The sequence below is a fragment of the Fructilactobacillus sp. X7R4C1 genome, from assembly GCF_059901115.1.
This window is the reverse complement of the sequence record NZ_JBWXVD010000007.1, coordinates 16,872-34,364: the sequence shown is the minus strand read 5'-3', so window position 1 is coordinate 34,364 and position 17,493 is coordinate 16,872. Positions and strand designations below refer to the sequence as shown.

The following is a 17,493-nucleotide window of genomic DNA, read 5'->3' as shown; positions in this document are numbered from 1 at the left end:
TGTAGTTATGGATTTAAGATATTTAGATTATTTAAAAAAAGGATCATTATTTTATCAACCCACCACAGCCGAAACAAACAGTTTAATTTATAAAGTTACTATTCACGACAAGGATAAATGGAATCATCATATCGATAAAAATTGGAATTATTTTATCAATAAAAATAGACAACTGCCAAACCAAGGGTGGAAAATTCATGTAACATCTCCCATTGATTACGCGCAAAAAACATTGGACCAAATCACACCGTATTTGATAGAAAATAACATTTCTTTTAAATTTGTTCCTACCAAAAAAGAATTAATTATGAAAAATTCAAAATATGGTGATCGATCTGCATGTGGAAAATTCATAACAATTTACCCCAAAGATGAAGATCAATTTATTCAACTATTAAGTCCCCTAACTGACCTAACCAATGACATCCCCAAGGGTGCATATATTTTAAACGATAAACAGTGGTACAATTCCAACATCTTCTTTAGGTATGGGGGATTTATTGGAATGCCAATGGTACATGATGGAAAAACGATCATGGGAATCAAAAATCCAAATGGAGAGTTAGTGCCAGACTTAAGGGTTCCATACTATAACGTTCCCTCATTTATTTCTGAACCAAAAGAAATTAAAAAAATGGATAAAATACAAACGATTGAATATTCCAAAATTGATTTAACTAAATTCAAACGCTATGAGGTTATTTCCGCAATTCACTTTAGTAATGGTGGCGGCGTCTATCAAGTCACAAAAGATGGTAAAAATTATGTAATGAAGGAGGGACGAAAACAGTCTGGAATTGATGCACAAGGGAATGATGGTTTTTTCCGTGTAAAGAATGAATACAATACCCTAAAAAAATTAAATGGGATTAACAGAACAGTTAAGGTCTATGATTATTTTGAGATATGGGAAAATAATTACTTGATTGAAGAATTTGTTCCTGGAAATTCATTATCCGATTTCATTCCAGAAAACTTTCCTTTCTCATACGAAAAGAATCGAAATGAATATTTAAAACTTATAGATCAATTAATCAAACAATTAAAAGTGGCAATTACAGAAGTTCATCAGGCTGGTTTTGCTATTGGTGACTTAAATCCAAATAATATTATGGTTACTCCTAACAATAACATTAAACTAATCGATTTTGAGACTGCTACCCTCCTCTCAAATGAATATCATCCAGAACTACAAACTATGGGATACGTTAATTCTAAAATTAGTGACTTTAAAAGTGCTGATTGGTTTGCTTACATGAGGATCTCAAGATTTTTGTTACTACCGATTGAGTTCGTTTCTGATTTGTCTTTAAAAATTGAAGAAAATCAAAATAAATGGATAACAGATTATTTTGGAGAAAAAGCACTTGATATATTACAAAATACAGAAAAGGATTGTAAAAATTTCATTCCAAAATTAAAGAACATTTTCGACGTCCCAAAATTTGAAATCAATATAAAAGCAGTAGACAAACTCATCAATGGGTTAAAAACCGGAATAATTGAATATTCATCAAATCAAAATGATAGTTTTTCAGGTGGTGACATTAGACAATTTATTGACAAGCTTGGAAAAGTTAACATCGCTAATGGTGGTTTTGGAATACTAATGGCATTAAATCGGAGTAATACAAAGTTAACAAAAGAAATCAATTGGGCTAATAATAGCAGCAAAAATCTTATTAGCCACTTCAATGAAGACACCAGTCTTGGACTATTTAATGGTATTTCAGGAATTGCGTCTATTTTAGATGATTTAAACTTACAGGAACATTCAAACCAATTTCTTGAATTTATACTTGATCAAAAAAATAGAATTTTAAAAGAAACAGATTACACTCTTTACTCTGGATTAAGCGGAATTGGTTTAAGTTTACTAGCCTTCTTTAAAAAAAATAATAATAATAAATTTTTAGAAATGAGTAAATTAATCGCGATCCGCTTAAATACATTATTTATAAATGGTTCGGGAACTCAACCAGATGATGAAGATACCATTCCTTATGGATTAATGAATGGATGGTCAGGCGCGAGTTTATTTTTATTACTACTATTTGATGTAACAAAAAACAAAGAAACTCTGAAAAATGCCAAAGATATGTTGAATTTTGAACTAGATAAAAACATTGAAATTTCCGACTCACAATCTGCAGAGATTTTGGATAATTCAATTGGTTTTCCCAGAATACTTCCATATCTAGGAGAAGGAGGAGTTGGTGTCGGATTAGTATTGAGCCAATTTATTAGGCGCTTACATGAATTTCAAAACGAAAAATATTTAAACCTTCAAGAACAATTCACTAAAAATCTCCAAACTTACTGCACATACTCATCTGGACTAACCAGAGGGATCAGTGGAATTATCCTTATAGGAATTGATAATAAAAACAAATTATCCGACATCGATAAATTAGTCCAGTCATTAGAAAACTATCTGCTTGTAGATTCTAATAATAATATTATGTCACCCGGAACATATGGATATCGTTTTTCAAATGATTTGTTTACTGGAAATGCTGGTCTAATGACTGTCTTACAAGGCATTAAAGATAATAACGCTTGGAAATGGATGCCAGTGCCTAAATCTGTCTTAAATCAACTGTTTCTTTCCTAATCAAAATTAAATTAATGTCATCGTATAAAATCATTTATTATGATTAATTCTTAAATAAATTAAAAGTAGGAAAATAATGAAAAAGACAAAAATTAATTTCATTAAACTAGATGCCGGCTTCTTCGTTGGACTCGGTTTAAGTCTGATTGGAACAATAGTTTCTTTATTTATTCCCCTATTAATTGGTAAGGCTATCAACATTAAATCGTTACTCAGTCAAAAAAATAATACGTGGACAATTATTGGAATTTTGGCCTTGCTAATTTTTAGTGCCATTTTTACAGCAATTAGTGGATATTTGCTTAGTCGTTCAGGAGCCAAACAAATTGCAAATATTCGCACTCGTATTCAAGATCATCTTCTTTATTTACCAACTACCTATTTTGATAACCAATTAAGTGGAAAACTTTCTAGTAGAGTTATTAATGATGCCTCAATAATTCAAAACTTTACTACTGAAATAATCCCCTCTTCAATTAGTGGGATAATTACTGTGGTGGGAACATTTGCAATTTTATTTTCACTTGATTGGAAACTATCTTTACTTATCTTAATTGCATTTCCACTAGACGCGATGGTTACCATCCCAATTGGAATAATTGATGAGAAGGTTTCAATTAAATCTCAAGAGAAACTAGCTCAAATGAATGAAACCAGTTCTGAAAGTCTTAGAAACATTCGAGCGGTTAAATTAAATAACGCAGAACATAGTATCCAAAATAAATTCAAAAAAGACGTAAATGCTCTTTATCATTTATCACTAAAAATGAATGCAATTTTTGCTATAACAGGTCCAATTCAAACCATGTTTGGACTTTTATTGATTATTATAATCATTTGGTACGGTGGTGTTCGGGTATCAGCTGGAACTCTTTCCATTGGAACCCTAGTCGCTTTTCTAATGTATCTATTCCAAGTAATTGGACCAATTAATGTCATAGCTGATTTCTATGCAAGCTACAAGCAAGCAAAGGGAGCAACAAAACAAATTACTAGAATCTTACAGTTAAGTCCAGAAAATAACTATAAAAATCCTGTTATTAAAAACACTTCAAAAAATTCAGTTATTAAATTAAAAAATGTATCTTTTTCTTATGAAAATCACCTAGTACTAAGTAATGTTTCAATGGATTTTACTCCTGGTGATAAAATTGCAATCGTTGGTCCCTCAGGCGCTGGGAAAACCACTATTATCAATTTATTAACAAGACTTTATCCAATCCAATATGGAAAACTCTTGTTTGATGACAATGACTCTTCTAATTTTTCTATTTCGCAATGGCGTTCGCTTTTTGGAGTAGTAACTCAAGATAACACTATTTTTTCTGGAACATTTTATGATAACTTAGTTCTTGGTTTAGTAAATATCCCAAGCAAATCAGAAATATCAACAGCAATTAAAATTGCTGATTTAGAAAATTGTGTATCATCATTACCAGATGGAATAAAAACAATCATTGGTGAACAAGGACTTAAATTATCTGGAGGACAAAGACAACGATTACAAATTGCTAGAGCATATTTAAAACATCCTAAATTCCTAATTCTTGATGAAGCAACTTCTAGTCTGGACTCTGATTCTGAACAATTAGTAACACATGAAATTGATAAGATGATGACCGGCAAAACAATTATTGCCATTGCACACAGACTTTCAACCATTATAAATGCCGATAAAATATACTTTCTAGACCGTCACAAAATATTAGGCTTTGGAAACCACGAAGAATTAATGAATCGAGTTCCAGAATATCATCGCTTCGTAAATGAACAATTCATTGATAAAAACTAAAAAAGCATCAAATCATTAAATAATGATTTGATGCTTTTTTAGTTTGTTATTTAATTACGCTTTCCTCATTAATTTACTACCAACATAGTAGATAATGGCAATCACAATCATAGAAATAAAAGTGGCACCAACCGTTGCTTTAATAATTGGCAACATGTTTAACGCAATGTACAATACCACCCCGATGGCGATACATAACATCGCAAACCAGTTAATTCCATTTTTGTACCAGTATTTCCCTGCAGGAGTTTCTAAAGCCTTTAAATCGTATTTCCCATCTGACAAGCCAAAGTAATCAACCACCAAGATGGCAATGATTGGTCCAAGGAACATCCCAGTATAGTTCAGAAATGCCGTAAAGGCATCAAGGAAACTACCGTTAATCAAAGGAACCAGTGTCAAAATCATGGACAAGATGGTAACGATGAACAATGATTTATTCAAACTAATCTTGGGAATCAGATTATTTAGAGCGGATCCACCAGACTGAATGTTGACGGCGTTGGCAGTCATACTGGTCAAAACAATGACAACCATCGCAATAACACCCAGTCCCAATTTATTAGCAACCGTACTAGGATCGGAGTTATTAGGATTGAAGACCCCGGACGTCAAAGCAACACTCAGCGTCGTGCACAGACCGATGATGACGAAACTGACCATCCCAAGAATGGCACCGACGTATGGAGCCTGGGTGGCAATGCGTTTACTGGAAGTGAACCGGGTAAAGTCAGCTCCACCAACTACCCAGCCAAGGGCAGCCGCGGCAATCGTATCGAGGGCGACCCCAAATGGCATCCGGGCTTTCATTGGAACTTGATACTTGGCAATCTGTGAAAACGAAACGTCACGAAAGACCACGATGACTTCTATAATCACAAAAATAATTACCAAAATCACTCCAATTCGTTCGATAATTTGAACGGACTTGGGACCAGCAATAATACTAAGTAAGTGCAGAATGCTCATGATGATAATTCCAACAATAATCCCAAAGTAACCGCCGGGTTGACCAAACAACGCCCAGCCAAACATACTGTGAAACAGATACGCGAGGGACGTGGCGGCGATAAACGTATTAACGGCCGTCCACCCCATAAAGAGCGTCAGGTTAATGACTGATGGCACGACACTTCCCCGAATTCCAAAGGGAGCTCTGGACAAAATCGTGGTCGATGCTCCCGTTTGGTATCCCATGTAGCCCACCATGCTCAAAAACGCGAAAGCAATTGCCGAAGCAATGACGGCGGAACTAATTCCGCCAAAGAAACCAGCGGCGGCAATCACGCCACCAATGAACCAGGTTCCGTTGTTAGCGTTCGCTCCGAACCACGTGGCAAACATATCCCAATAGTTCATGTCTCGTTCGGAAATTGGGATTGACTCAAATGCATACTTCTTATTTCGCTCCATTTTATCCTCCAATTATTAACGACTGGTTTGGTTTACTGTCTGATGGTCGTATTTGCAACTTATTTCAAGTATACCACTGAAAGAATCCTTCACAACGAATAATTCGAACGCCTCCTCAATTACGAAAATTCTAAATTACATTAGGTAAATCATTAAGTTACCACAAATTTTATCATTCGTTTTTCTTTGAATCAATTAAGTTGGCTAGCTAATATTGTTCGTTTTCTATGAAAATAAAAACGCCAATCATTTTTGACTGACGTTATTATTATTTATTTTTTAGCCCTAACCCGCTGCAAAGTATTATTTGATAGCAGGTATAAATATTCGTCTTTAACTGGTTTACCCAAGATGTCTGATAAAGCAATTCCATAGATATTTACCTGACCACGATACTGGTCAATGATCTTCTCGACACTCGCATCCGGCTTATTCGGATTAACGAAATCGGTCTTGTAATCAAACAGAACGGGTCCATCGTCTAAATCAAGATAACCATCAATAATTCCGTGGACCAACAACTTTTGTTCCGAATCGTTTTCAAACTCAGAGAAGATTTGGTCGGCTGAAACCAGCAGTGAAAACGGAACTTCCCGATGAAGTTGATCGGGATAAGCCTTAATCAGTTTGCCTAGGTCACTTTGATAAAACTCGACAACCGAATCAACGTTGACCTTTTTGGCAACCTCCGGCGTAATTAACTTATCATTAACCAACTGCGCCAAGAGTTCTGAAACCGTCTCGTGATTAACCGGTTCTTTGACGTTAATCTTCTGCAAAATCAGATGGGTCGCCGTTCCAATTTCCATCGAATTGGGCTGTCCAACCGATTGCATGAACTGGGGCTGCATAAACGTTGAATTATTGTATCGCGTTCGTCTCAAAATCATGTTCCGACTCTCGGCAACACTTCCAAGTTGAATGTTATCAGGATCATCAAACAATCGTTTGATTTCCGAAACGGACTGATAGGCCGTGGTGGTAGTAGTTGCTTTGTATGGATATTTGAACCCCATAATCTGCTTAATTTGTGATTGATCAATTTGATCAGCTAGAAGTTCCTGTTCCTCTGTGGCCGACTTTGTTTCGATCGTCCCAGGTTGCTTCAAATCCTTCGCCGTCACAAATTCGACCTTAAAGTTCGTCGGATCCTTCGCCAAAACGTGGGTGGCGTCAACTTTTCCCCGGTTCTGATAGTAGTTTGGGTGACGAGCAAGGGCCGCCCCAATCCAGTCCATAAAGTTATTCGCACTACTTCTCGTGGACTGATTTAAGACCAAGTCTGAACTCTGATAGGCGCGCTCCCACTTCTTGGTCTCATCTTCGACCGACTTCTTGTTCTTAACAATCCCAGTAATGTAGAGTTGCTGTTCAGCCCGTGTCAGTGCAACGTACAACTGCCGCATCTCTTCGGCTAGCATACTGTTGTGCTCTAAATCATTAATGGCCACGTACTGCAAACTGGGCAACAGTTCATGCTTTTTTTGGTCTAAGTATTTAACCCCAATTCCCAATTTATTATTGAAAATGTAGTTTCCCCGGCTGTCAGAGTTATTGAACTGTTTGGTAGCGTCCATCAAAAAGACCACCGGAAATTCTAGTCCTTTACTACCGTGAATCGTCATGACGTGGACCGAGTCGGTCTCAACTTCTGCAGGGGCCTCCGCTAAATCGTCATCCTTGTCCTGCAGTCGTTTCACAAACTGCACGAAGGCAAACAAGCCCTTAAAACTACTCTTTTCGTATTCAGCGGCCCGTTCGTATAAAGCGTGCAGGTTAGCCTGGCGCTTCTTTCCGGCTGGCATCCCACCAACGTAGTCCAAGAAACCAGTCACACTGTAAATGTGCCAGATCAAGTCCGAAAGTTCATGCTTTGTCGCAAAGTCCTTAAAATCATTCAGTTGGTCCAAGAACAACTGCACTTTTTTAGCCACTAAGTTCCCGAATTCGGTTGGTTCCTGTGTCGGATAGTTGTGGTAGAAATCAAGAAGCGACGTGAAATAGTCACCGGTCTTGTGGTTAATTCGCAGATAAGCCATCTCATTTTCATCCATTCCCACGATTGGCGAACGCAGGACCGCCGCGAGCGGAATATCTTGATATGGATTATCAATAATCTGTAAAAGTGACATCATAATCTGAACTTCAGTGGTTTTAAAGTAGCTCTCGCCACCATCAATTGAAAGTGGGATCTGTTTTTGGGCAAATTCTTTGGAAATATCTAAGTTATTCTTCCGGGTTGGTTCCAAGATAGCAATATCACCATAACGAATGTCACGCATCTCGTGCGTGGTCTTGTCGTAGATTTGCATCTTCTTTTTCATTAAATCTTGAATTTGATCGGCCACCATTTTGACCTGACCTTCAGAACTATTGTCTGGTTCAAGGGTCAGATCGTCGTCATCATGGTCTGAATCATCAACGTACATCATGATATTGGCGTTTGATTGAACGTCGTCACCGTAGTAAGTGGCCCCGTACTTCAACTTGGCGTTGCCGGTATAGTTCATCTCACCAAGACCCCGGTCCATGATTTGAGAAAAGACTAAGTTGGTAAAGTCATCGACGTTTTTGGCTGAACGGAAATTATCGGCCAAAACGACCGCCGTATCCGGATTATCGGATTCTTGATAATCGTCTAGTTTTTCCAGAAACATCCCGGGATCCGCCAACCGGAAACGATAAATCGACTGCTTGACGTCTCCTACCATAAACATGTTCTCATGTTTCGGATTCTTCATGGCGTTTAAAATGGCGTCTTGAAGACGATTATTATCCTGATACTCATCAACCATGATTTCATTAAAGTAGTTCTGAAACTGATGTTGAATTTCAGGACTGTCCTTGCTGTTCCCAGTTAAAATGTTTAACGCAAAGTGTTCAATATCAATAAATTCGTAGGCGTGCTTTTGTTTTTTAACCTCAGCATAGCGCGTCGAAAACGTCTTAACGACGTCCACTAACTTGTTAACGATGGTTTCAGAATGATGAATCACATCCAAATTGTCAGCTTGTTTGGCAAAAAAGTATCGATTGGTAAGATTCTTTTTGATCGTATCATCAGCATTTTTACGTAGTTCCATGGCTCGTTTCTTGAATTCTTTTTGAGAATCATCCACCTTTTTTCGAGACATGGTTCCCAGTTTAAAATCATGAAATACATCATAGAGGGCATCCCAGTCCGCCGTTTTTAACCGATCGTAAATCTGATTCAACTTTTTAATGTCGGCTTCAACCAAATCGGCCCGATCAGACATGGCACCGTTTAAAAATTCCTGACGGGACTGTTCAAGTAAACTAAGGGCCTGCTTCATTTTGTTTTGAAGTTCTGGGAGGAGGTACTTCTGGTAAAACGCACTCCGAGTGATACTACCGTCCATCTGGTACAAACCTGAAAGCTTATCTAACCACGCCACTGGATCTCGATCAACGTTTGCGAAATCATAAAGTCCCAGAACCACGTCGGTTAAACCGTCGTCACCCCGATCACTTGAAAAATTGCGGGTTAATCTGGCAAATGACCCATCCTCATCGTCTCCGTACAGGTCTTCGCGCACGTCTTCCCAAACGGTATCCCGGAGCATCTCCAGCTCCGTTCGGTCGGCCAAAATCCGAAAGTTGGGATCTAGGTCAATGGCGTAGTAGTACTTCTGGACTAACCACTGACAAAAAGCATCCATCGTTGAAATGTGGGTCACTGACAACTTCCGAATTTGTTTGACCAAGTTTCGTTTTTGTGCATTGTCACTGGTCTGATTAATTTGATCCTGGAGACCCTTTTTAATGCGGTCCTGCATCTCCTTAGCAGCGGCCTTCGTGAACGTCACAATCAATAGATGATCGACGTCAACGCCGTGTTCGACCTTATTTAGGACTCGTTGAACCAGCACTCGGGTTTTTCCCGAGCCAGCCGAAGCCGACACTAGCGCATTCCCTGGGAACTTTTCCGTAATGGCTTTTTCTTGTTCGGGGGTAAAATTCATACTATTGTTCGCCATTATCACGTGCCTCCTTTCTTAAGAAGTCAATCACGTCCTTGTTGTTTCCCATGTCCTTAACAATGCGATAATTATTTTCAGTTAATAATGGGTCAAACTGCATCACCGGTTTATAGGGAGAATAAATAATCTTGGATTGGTCTTTATACTGAGACGGTTCCAATTTAATGTTTCCGGCAAAAATCTGCTTACCGGCATTCTTAATCCGATCCTCAGTCCGTTTCAGTAGAAGGTCCAAGTCACGTGGTTCAACAATGCTGGTCTTGACCGCATTACTGTATAAATCACCCTTACTGGTAAACTGATATGGATAAATATTACCGGCATCGTCAACGTTATTGACCATGTCTTTTAACATACCGTCGTTATTAACCAAGAGGCCCGTGTACTTATGAGCCTTCATCAATGCAGCTTCCAGCTGCTTCGGATCATCAAAATTCTTAACGTCTTGCGGCTTCAAAATCGGGTCAAAGATGTGCATATAAAGCGCTCCCGCTAACTTCACCTTGTCAGTAGTAGACAGCTTGTCCTGATTTCGTAGCACCGCATCAAGGTAAGTCATCATCTGCATCCGCGTTCCGTCATAGGCTTCCGATAAATCAATCTTCTTTTCACCGGATTTATAGTCGACCACCCCGAGATACTCAGTCCCATCAATGAACATCTGGTCAATCCGGTCAATTCGACCCCGCACGTTCACCGAGTGCTGACTGCCTAAATCAAAGTTCAGACCGTCAATGCCATTTGGTTTTCCGGGTTCACCAAAGATGACCTCGGTGTTTTTCGGCCGCATCTTGGTGTAATGGGACTGGTCTCTAAGTGCCGTCGCCATCTGAATCACGGTTTGAACTAACTGCCTAGCAATGTACTCCATCCGGTTGGAACTCTTCAGAATTTCGTACTGCAGGTTCGGGTCGTTTTCAATAATGGTATCTGTGATTTCAGTTACCATGTTTTTAATCTGTTCGTTGGTTAACTTAGTAATGTCAATGTGTTCGGCATTAATCTTCTTGACCAGTTCATCAAGAGACTCGTGGTAGAACGTTCCCGTACTGCTGGGATCAAGGTTAAACTCGTCTCGTTCTCTTAGTCGCAGTCCATACTTCAAAAAGTATTCGTACGGATCATAGTAGAATTCTTCTAGCTTAGAAATGGAGGTATTAATCGTGTTCCCGTACAGACCCGTCACAATTTGTGGCTTCAAAGAAGCTGGCACGTTCTCATACGTCAGACTGCCAAGTAACTTCTGCGTGATGGTCCGCATCGTTGGGTCATTTTCAAGGTTCGCTTTAATCTGATTCCAAGCTGGACTCAATTTTTTACCACTAACCTTAGCATCGAGTGCGGCCTTGACCAAGAACTTTAAGGTGGCACGCTTGGAACCAATGAACTGCCGAACATCGTTAGAATCAGATGCTGGCGTCCCACTTACATGTTGCTCTTTTAGGTTAAAGTGATCCCTAATTCTGGCGACGTACGGTGAGATGGACTGAGTCACGTCTTCCTTTCCGCCACCCAAGTTGTACGAAAAGACCAATTTATCAGATGGGGTCATGAAGGCTAAATAATTTAAGTAGGGTTCGTTGACCATCTGGGTCTCACTGTTGTCATTTAAATACTGGTCATCAGTAAAGTGCTCATTCATCTGGTCACGATCAGCGTCGTTAAAAAGACTATTGTTTTCAATCGTGGCTGGCATGCTATTGTCGTCAGCTCCCATTACAAAGGTCACTTTTTTATCGTTCAATTGGACTAGTCCGGTTTCAGAGATTGTGACCTGATCCAAGGTTGATGGAATCTGGGAGTACGAAGCCCCTTCAAAACCAGCCTTTAAGAGGTCCAGGAAGGTGTCCATTTCAAAGGGATGATCACCCAAAAAAGTAACAAAGTCGTCCAGTAAACCGCACAGTGTGTTCCAAACTTGTTCCGACTGACCAGCTTCCTGTAGGTCACCACGTTCAGTGGCATGATCCTGCCAGTGTTTTAGTTCATTAATTACACCATTTTTATCCAAAAATTGGTACAGCAGGTTGGCAGCATCTTTTCCCGTCTTGGCTTGCGCCATTTTCCTATAAAATGGTGGTAACGTTTCTTTTACAAAGTGGCGAATGACGTTGATGTCAGTGGAGATTTCCTTATTTCGATTTGACACAATCCCCGTATCATTATCAGAAACAGCGGCGTACTCCCAGTCTTCGTCCTGAGTCCAGCGTTTCCCCTCGTAGCCATTTTTTAGGACTAAATTTTCACACAACGAAAGACAGCGACGGTAACGATCAATGTTCATCGGCTTTCCGTCTTTATCTTTTGGTAGTAGTAATTCTGATTTTAGTAATCGCATCACATCGTCATAGCGGTAGTTTCGTTTCCGATTGGTACGATAGATGGAAAACAACGCGTCAATTAGTTCCACTAAGGGATGATTATCCATGTGTTTCTGAATGTCCACGAAATACGGAATTTGTTGCATCTGAAAAATGGGATCAATGACGTTTTGATACTTGTCCAAATGTCTGGTAACCACCATGAAATCGGAGTAACGAAAACGGCCCGTAGCAACCATCTGACGAATCATGGTCGCAATGTTCATCAACTCGTCATAATTGGAATCAGCCCGAAAAAGTTCGAGGTCCGAGTTGCCATTCGTGTTCGGCGAAATTGGGGAGCCCACTTGACTACTTGAAATCCAGTAGTCCTCTAGTTCCTTAATGCCGTCATTACAACGACAGTCGCCCGCGTACTGATCGGTCATGATTTTGACACCACTTGCCTTAGCGTACTGGTACAACTGATTGTACAGTCTTCCCGAACGCAAAAAGAAGGCCGAGTTATCGGGCATTTCATTTGGATACGAACGGTCTAAGTTGAGGTCAATCGTGATATCTTTGGCCTTATCAATCAACGTTTTGACGATGTCTAATTCCGAAGCGGAAAATTGCGAGAAACCACTGATGTAAAAATGCATCTGGGACAGGTCGGTGTTCAGTAGGTACTGGTTTAACATTGTCAAAGTCTGTGAGCTATAGACGTATTTTCCGTCCGTTTTTTTCAAGAATTCGCGATAAATCACGCTAATGTCTTTCAGTTTTCCCTGTAATTCGGGATTAATCGTTCCAGGATCAAGACCAGCAATCTTATCCAGCGTATCGGGGTCAATCTTACCCTGCTGCAGTTCGTTAATCTGATCAGCCACCTGCGAAATAAAACCTGGTTGGGCTCCTTCACCCTTAAATACGGATAATTGCTCTTGTTGATTTTCAATAATCTGGAAAATTATCATGTTAATGGCATCTTTTGAAAGCCGAGGTAGTTGATACTCCTTACTGTTGCCAAGAAAATACCACATCAATCGTGAAAAGGAAAAGACCTGGACCCGTGTCTCAGCAAACGTGCTCTTATGCTTATGATTCAATTGTTTCAGCGTCCCTAGCTCGGACTCAAACTTGATATGGTTCGGTACCAAATAAAAATATGCATCATTTGGATGTTGCTGCATGGACTGATCAAGATCGCCGACCACTTTTTTAAAATGGTCGTTACTGGCTTTGCCTAAGACAAATTGTAGTGCCATTATGCTTTCCTTTCTGAACGCTCCTCAATGAGTGCTTGTGACTGATTGATAAATTTCTCGTTCACGATTGCGTCAATTACAAAATGTGCAACCGTTTCATGGGAAACGTCTCCAACCGGAACGGACTTTCCTTCTTCAATCGTATGACCATCGTTGTGTTTGGTATTAACTACGTTAACCAAGCGAAAAACAGTGTAGGGGATTTCCGATTCATCAATGACTTTTATGGCATACTGCTGCTGCTTTAAAAATTCAGAGACGTCATCGACTCCCGGATAATCAAGTTTTCCGTCAACTTCTTTGTCAATGCCTGCTACCGAAAGAAAAATAACTCGTTCTAGTTGAAGGCGGTGCGAATAAATCACGGAAAACAACGCTTCCATGTCCAAATCGACGTCCATCGGTCCCAGAAAAGAAACCACGATATCAACATCCTTTAAGTGTCCCTGATACGTCCGTTCCTTAGTAAAATCGCCCGCGGTAATCTCAAAAACCTGAAATTTATTACTTCTATTAAAATAGTTAAAGACCATTTGTTCGGCCGGAGTATTTCCTAATAATAAAATCTTCTTCATCTCTAAAACTCCATTCATACTCTAATTCTAACAAACATGTCAACGGACGTTAATGCACGATTTTTGCCTTGTAATTAGTATCGTTCGTGATTTGACACATTTTAACTTTGTGTTATCCTATTATCGTAATTCGTTTTTGAAAAACCGAATATTAATTTGATAGGAGTTGTGGAAATGGCTAATCGAATTGCCTCGTTTTTTCACTTTCAGGAATTAGGGACTAACTTTACCCGTGAAACGGTTGCGGGAGTTACGACTTTTGTTTCCATGGTGTACATTTTATTCGTAAACCCGAACGTTTTGGGTGCCGCAGGAATGGATAAAGGTGCCGTCTTTACGGCAACGGCCCTCGCCTCTGCCTTTGGCTGTTTCCTAATGGGAATCATCGCAAACTATCCGTTTGCATTATCCGCCAGTCTGGGGCTCAACGCCTTCTTTGCGTACTCCGTATGTATTGGGATGAAGATTCCATGGCAGACCGCACTAGCCGGCGTGTTTGTCGCTTCGATTCTTTTTGTCATCTTGACCTTGCTCAAGTTGCGAGAAAAGATCATCGATTCGATCCCATCTGACTTAAAGTCAGCCATTGCGGGTGGGATTGGCCTGTTCATTGCCTTTTTAGGGTTAAACAATGGCGGACTAGTGGTTGCCAACAAGTCCACGCTGGTTGGACTTGGTTCGTTCAGTAACCCACTCACTTTACTGACGGTTGCCGGCTTAGTCATCACCTTGTTCTTGATGGCCGCTAACGTCCCAGCCTCAATTTTCATTGGGATGGTTGCTTCAGCCGTAATTGGAGTCCTTTTCGGATTAATCAAAATGCCTACCGGAATCGTCTCGGCGGTTCCAAGCATTAAATCCACTTTCCTAGTAGGATTATTCAACGTTGACAAGATCAACACGCCCCAGTTAATTGTCGTTGTGCTGACGTTCCTTTTGGTAACCTTCTTTGATACCGCCGGAACGTTAGTTGGATTAGCCGAACAGGCTGGTTACATGAAAAACAATAAAATTCCACGAATCGGCCGTGCTTTAGGCGCCGACTCAGTTACCATGCTAGTTGGTTCACTTCTTGGAACTTCCCCAATGGGAGCCTACGTTGAATCATCAGCCGGCATCGCGGTTGGTGGTCGTTCTGGATTTACGGTAATTGTGACTGGAATTCTGTTCTTGTTAGCGATGTTCTTCTCACCACTTTTGACCGTCATTACCAGTCAAGTCACCGCCCCGGCACTAATTATCGTCGGAATCTTGATGGCCAAGTCACTTGGTAACATTCATTGGAACAAGTTTGAAGTGGCAGCCCCAGCCTTTCTGATCGCAATTGGAATGCCACTAACGTACAGTATCTCTGACGGAATTGCACTTGGTTTCATCGCCTATCCGATTACCATGATTGCCGCTAAACGTGGCAAGGAAGTCGGTTGGATGATGTATTCGTTAGCAATTATCTTCCTAGTCTTCTTGTGGATACTAAACATTAAATAACAAAAAGCCCCAAAATGAACTTTCAAATTCATTTTGGGGCTTTTTTAAGAAATGATAATACTAAGTTTTTTACCTAACACCGTCGCAATTTTTGAAAGCGTCTTTACACTAACGTTATCACCCTTCTCAACGCGGTTAACAGTTGACTGAGGAATTCTAGCCTTTTTAGCAAGTTCTCTTTGAGAATATCCCGCATCTTTCCGTGCTTTCATAACTGAAACAGCAACTTCTAATTTGCCTTCTTCTTTTTGAACCCTACTTCTAAAGCCGGGTTCTTTTTTATCTCTATCTAAGACACACTTTTCTAACTTATTCATTATATTCTCTCCTTATCAAGTACATATTTATTTTTTGTTCTTTTTCCACTTGCAATATTTTTGTATCTTTTTCGTAATTATATAGATAAATAATTTTTTCAAAACAATTAAGCCAATTTCATTGTAACCGCTTCCGAATGGATTATACTCAAGGTGAGATCTGAGTTAGCTAACTGATTCTCATAGTTATTTGGTCACTAAAGTTTAATTCAAGTTTATTTATAATAAGGGAGAGTTATTATGGCATACAAGACTGTAAATCCATTTAACAACGAAACAATTAAGACTTATCCAAACGCTACCGACGCAGAATTAGAGCAGGTGCTTAAAACTGACGAGGCTCTTTATCAAAGTACTAAAAAACAAGACATCAAAGAACGAGCTAAAATCCTTCACAACGTTGCTAAAGCTTTGCGTGACAATAAAGATGAATTAGCTAAAACCGCCACCATTGAAATGGGAAAGTTATTCCGCGAATCCCAAGGTGAAGTTGAGCTTTGTGCCATCATTGCGGATTGGTTCGCCGATCATAGTGAAGAATTACTTCAACCAAAGGCCATTTCATCAATTGTAACTGGTGAGGCCGAGGTTCACTACCATGCCCTTGGAACACTTGTAATGGTTGAACCTTGGAACTTCCCTTATTACCAAATTATGCGAGTCTTCGCTCCCAACTTTATGGTCGGAAACCCAATGATTTTAAAGGATGCTTCAAACATCCCAGACTCAGCTCAATCATTTGCGGACGTCATCAGAAAGGCTGGGGCACCAAAGGGCGCTTTAACCAATATGTTCCTATCATACGACCAGGTCACAAAAGCCATCGAAGACAAACGGGTTCAAGGAGTAGCACTAACTGGCTCCGAACGTGGTGGTTCATCCGTTGCCGAAGCTGCCGGTAAAAACCTTAAGAAGAATTCGATGGAACTCGGTGGAATGGATCCATTCCTGATTCTAGATGACGCTGATTTAGACAAAGCGGAAGACATTGCTTGGCGGGTTCGTCTCTATAACGACGGTCAGGTCTGCTGTTCTGACAAACGTTTTATCGTCATGGACAACGTTTATGACAAGTTTGTTGAGAAATTAAAGGAAGACTTCAGTAAGGTTAAAATGGGCGATCCAATGGACCCATCCACAACGCTTGCTCCAATGAATTCAAAGAAGGCTAAGGACAAACTTCAATCCCAAGTTGATGCCACCATTAAAGCCGGTGCCAAAGTTGTTTATGGCAATGAACCAGTTGATCTCCCAGGCCAATTCTTCATGCCAACCATTCTTACCGACATCGACAAGTCCAACCCTGGTTACACCACTGAATTCTTTGGTCCGGTCGCTTCGGTCTACAAGGCTCACAGTGAACAAGAAGCCATTGACCTTGCAAACGACAACCCTTATGGACTAGGTGGAATCGTCTTCTCCGGTGATCCCCAACACGGCGCCAAGGTTGCCGACCAAATTGAAACCGGGATGGTCTTTGTTAACAACTTCCTCGCTTCCCTTCCAGCATTGCCATTTGGTGGTGTAAAAGGTTCTGGTTATGGTAGAGAAATGAGTGACATTGGACAAATGGCATTCGTCAATCAACAATTGATCGTTACCGCTCAAGAACCAGATATGCATAACCTGGCAGGTGCACTGGTTGCCACTGACCCAGAAAAATAACCCAAAACAAAAATGAACATCATTGATGTCCATTTCCCCGATATAAAAGACACTAGACGA

At 40.0% G+C, this 17,493-nt stretch carries 9 protein-coding genes; 4 read left to right on the top strand and 5 right to left on the bottom strand.

Annotation, left to right across the window (positions count from 1 at the left end):
- The first annotated feature begins 7 nt into the window (after positions 1-7).
- Both lanKC and AC6UC9_RS06745 read left to right on the top strand, forming a co-directional pair.
- Entirely contained in the window at positions 8-2,614 is a 2,607-nt protein-coding gene (gene lanKC / locus AC6UC9_RS06750) for a class III lanthionine synthetase LanKC (RefSeq protein ID WP_500694265.1), read from the top strand.
- Positions 2,615-2,690: 76 nt separating this feature from the next.
- Complete coding sequence (locus AC6UC9_RS06745; RefSeq protein WP_500701524.1) at positions 2,691-4,406, top strand: ABC transporter ATP-binding protein; 1,716 nt, start codon at positions 2,691-2,693, stop codon at positions 4,404-4,406.
- A gap of 54 nt (positions 4,407-4,460) precedes the next feature.
- Here AC6UC9_RS06745 and AC6UC9_RS06740 read toward each other — a convergent pair whose 3' ends face one another.
- The 4 genes from AC6UC9_RS06740 to AC6UC9_RS06725 all read right to left on the bottom strand — a co-directional run bounded on the left by AC6UC9_RS06740 (position 4,461) and on the right by AC6UC9_RS06725 (position 13,963).
- Positions 4,461-5,819 carry a cytosine permease gene (locus AC6UC9_RS06740; RefSeq protein WP_500694263.1) on the bottom strand — a complete coding sequence of 453 codons (1,359 nt, stop codon included), beginning with the start codon at positions 5,817-5,819 and terminating at the stop codon, positions 4,461-4,463.
- Between the two features lie 272 nt (positions 5,820-6,091).
- Positions 6,092-9,817, bottom strand: a complete 3,726-nt coding sequence (addA, locus tag AC6UC9_RS06735) for a helicase-exonuclease AddAB subunit AddA (protein WP_500701523.1) — start codon at positions 9,815-9,817, stop codon at positions 6,092-6,094.
- On the bottom strand, positions 9,804-13,388 hold the full coding sequence (locus AC6UC9_RS06730; RefSeq protein WP_500701522.1) for a PD-(D/E)XK nuclease family protein: 3,585 nt from the start codon (positions 13,386-13,388) through the stop codon (positions 9,804-9,806). Before AC6UC9_RS06730 ends, addA begins: the two co-directional genes overlap by 14 nt.
- Positions 13,388-13,963, bottom strand: a complete 576-nt coding sequence (locus AC6UC9_RS06725; RefSeq protein ID WP_500701521.1) for an NAD(P)H-binding protein — start codon at positions 13,961-13,963, stop codon at positions 13,388-13,390. The genes AC6UC9_RS06730 and AC6UC9_RS06725 overlap by 1 nt, the downstream gene beginning before the upstream one ends.
- 174 nt (positions 13,964-14,137) lie before the next feature.
- On the opposite strand from AC6UC9_RS06725, the gene AC6UC9_RS06720 reads away from it, so the two are divergent.
- Complete coding sequence (locus AC6UC9_RS06720; protein ID WP_500701520.1) at positions 14,138-15,451, top strand: NCS2 family permease; 1,314 nt, start codon at positions 14,138-14,140, stop codon at positions 15,449-15,451.
- A 44-nt stretch (positions 15,452-15,495) separates the two neighbouring features.
- Here the strand turns inward: AC6UC9_RS06720 and AC6UC9_RS06715 are convergent, their stop codons facing one another.
- Positions 15,496-15,768 carry a helix-turn-helix domain-containing protein gene (locus AC6UC9_RS06715; RefSeq protein WP_500701519.1) on the bottom strand — a complete coding sequence of 91 codons (273 nt, stop codon included), beginning with the start codon at positions 15,766-15,768 and terminating at the stop codon, positions 15,496-15,498.
- 240 nt (positions 15,769-16,008) lie between these two features.
- Here AC6UC9_RS06715 and AC6UC9_RS06710 point away from each other — a divergent pair, with 240 nt between their 5' ends.
- Positions 16,009-17,433, top strand: a complete 1,425-nt coding sequence (locus tag AC6UC9_RS06710; protein ID WP_500701518.1) for an NAD-dependent succinate-semialdehyde dehydrogenase — start codon at positions 16,009-16,011, stop codon at positions 17,431-17,433.
- Positions 17,434-17,493 lie beyond the last annotated feature (60 nt).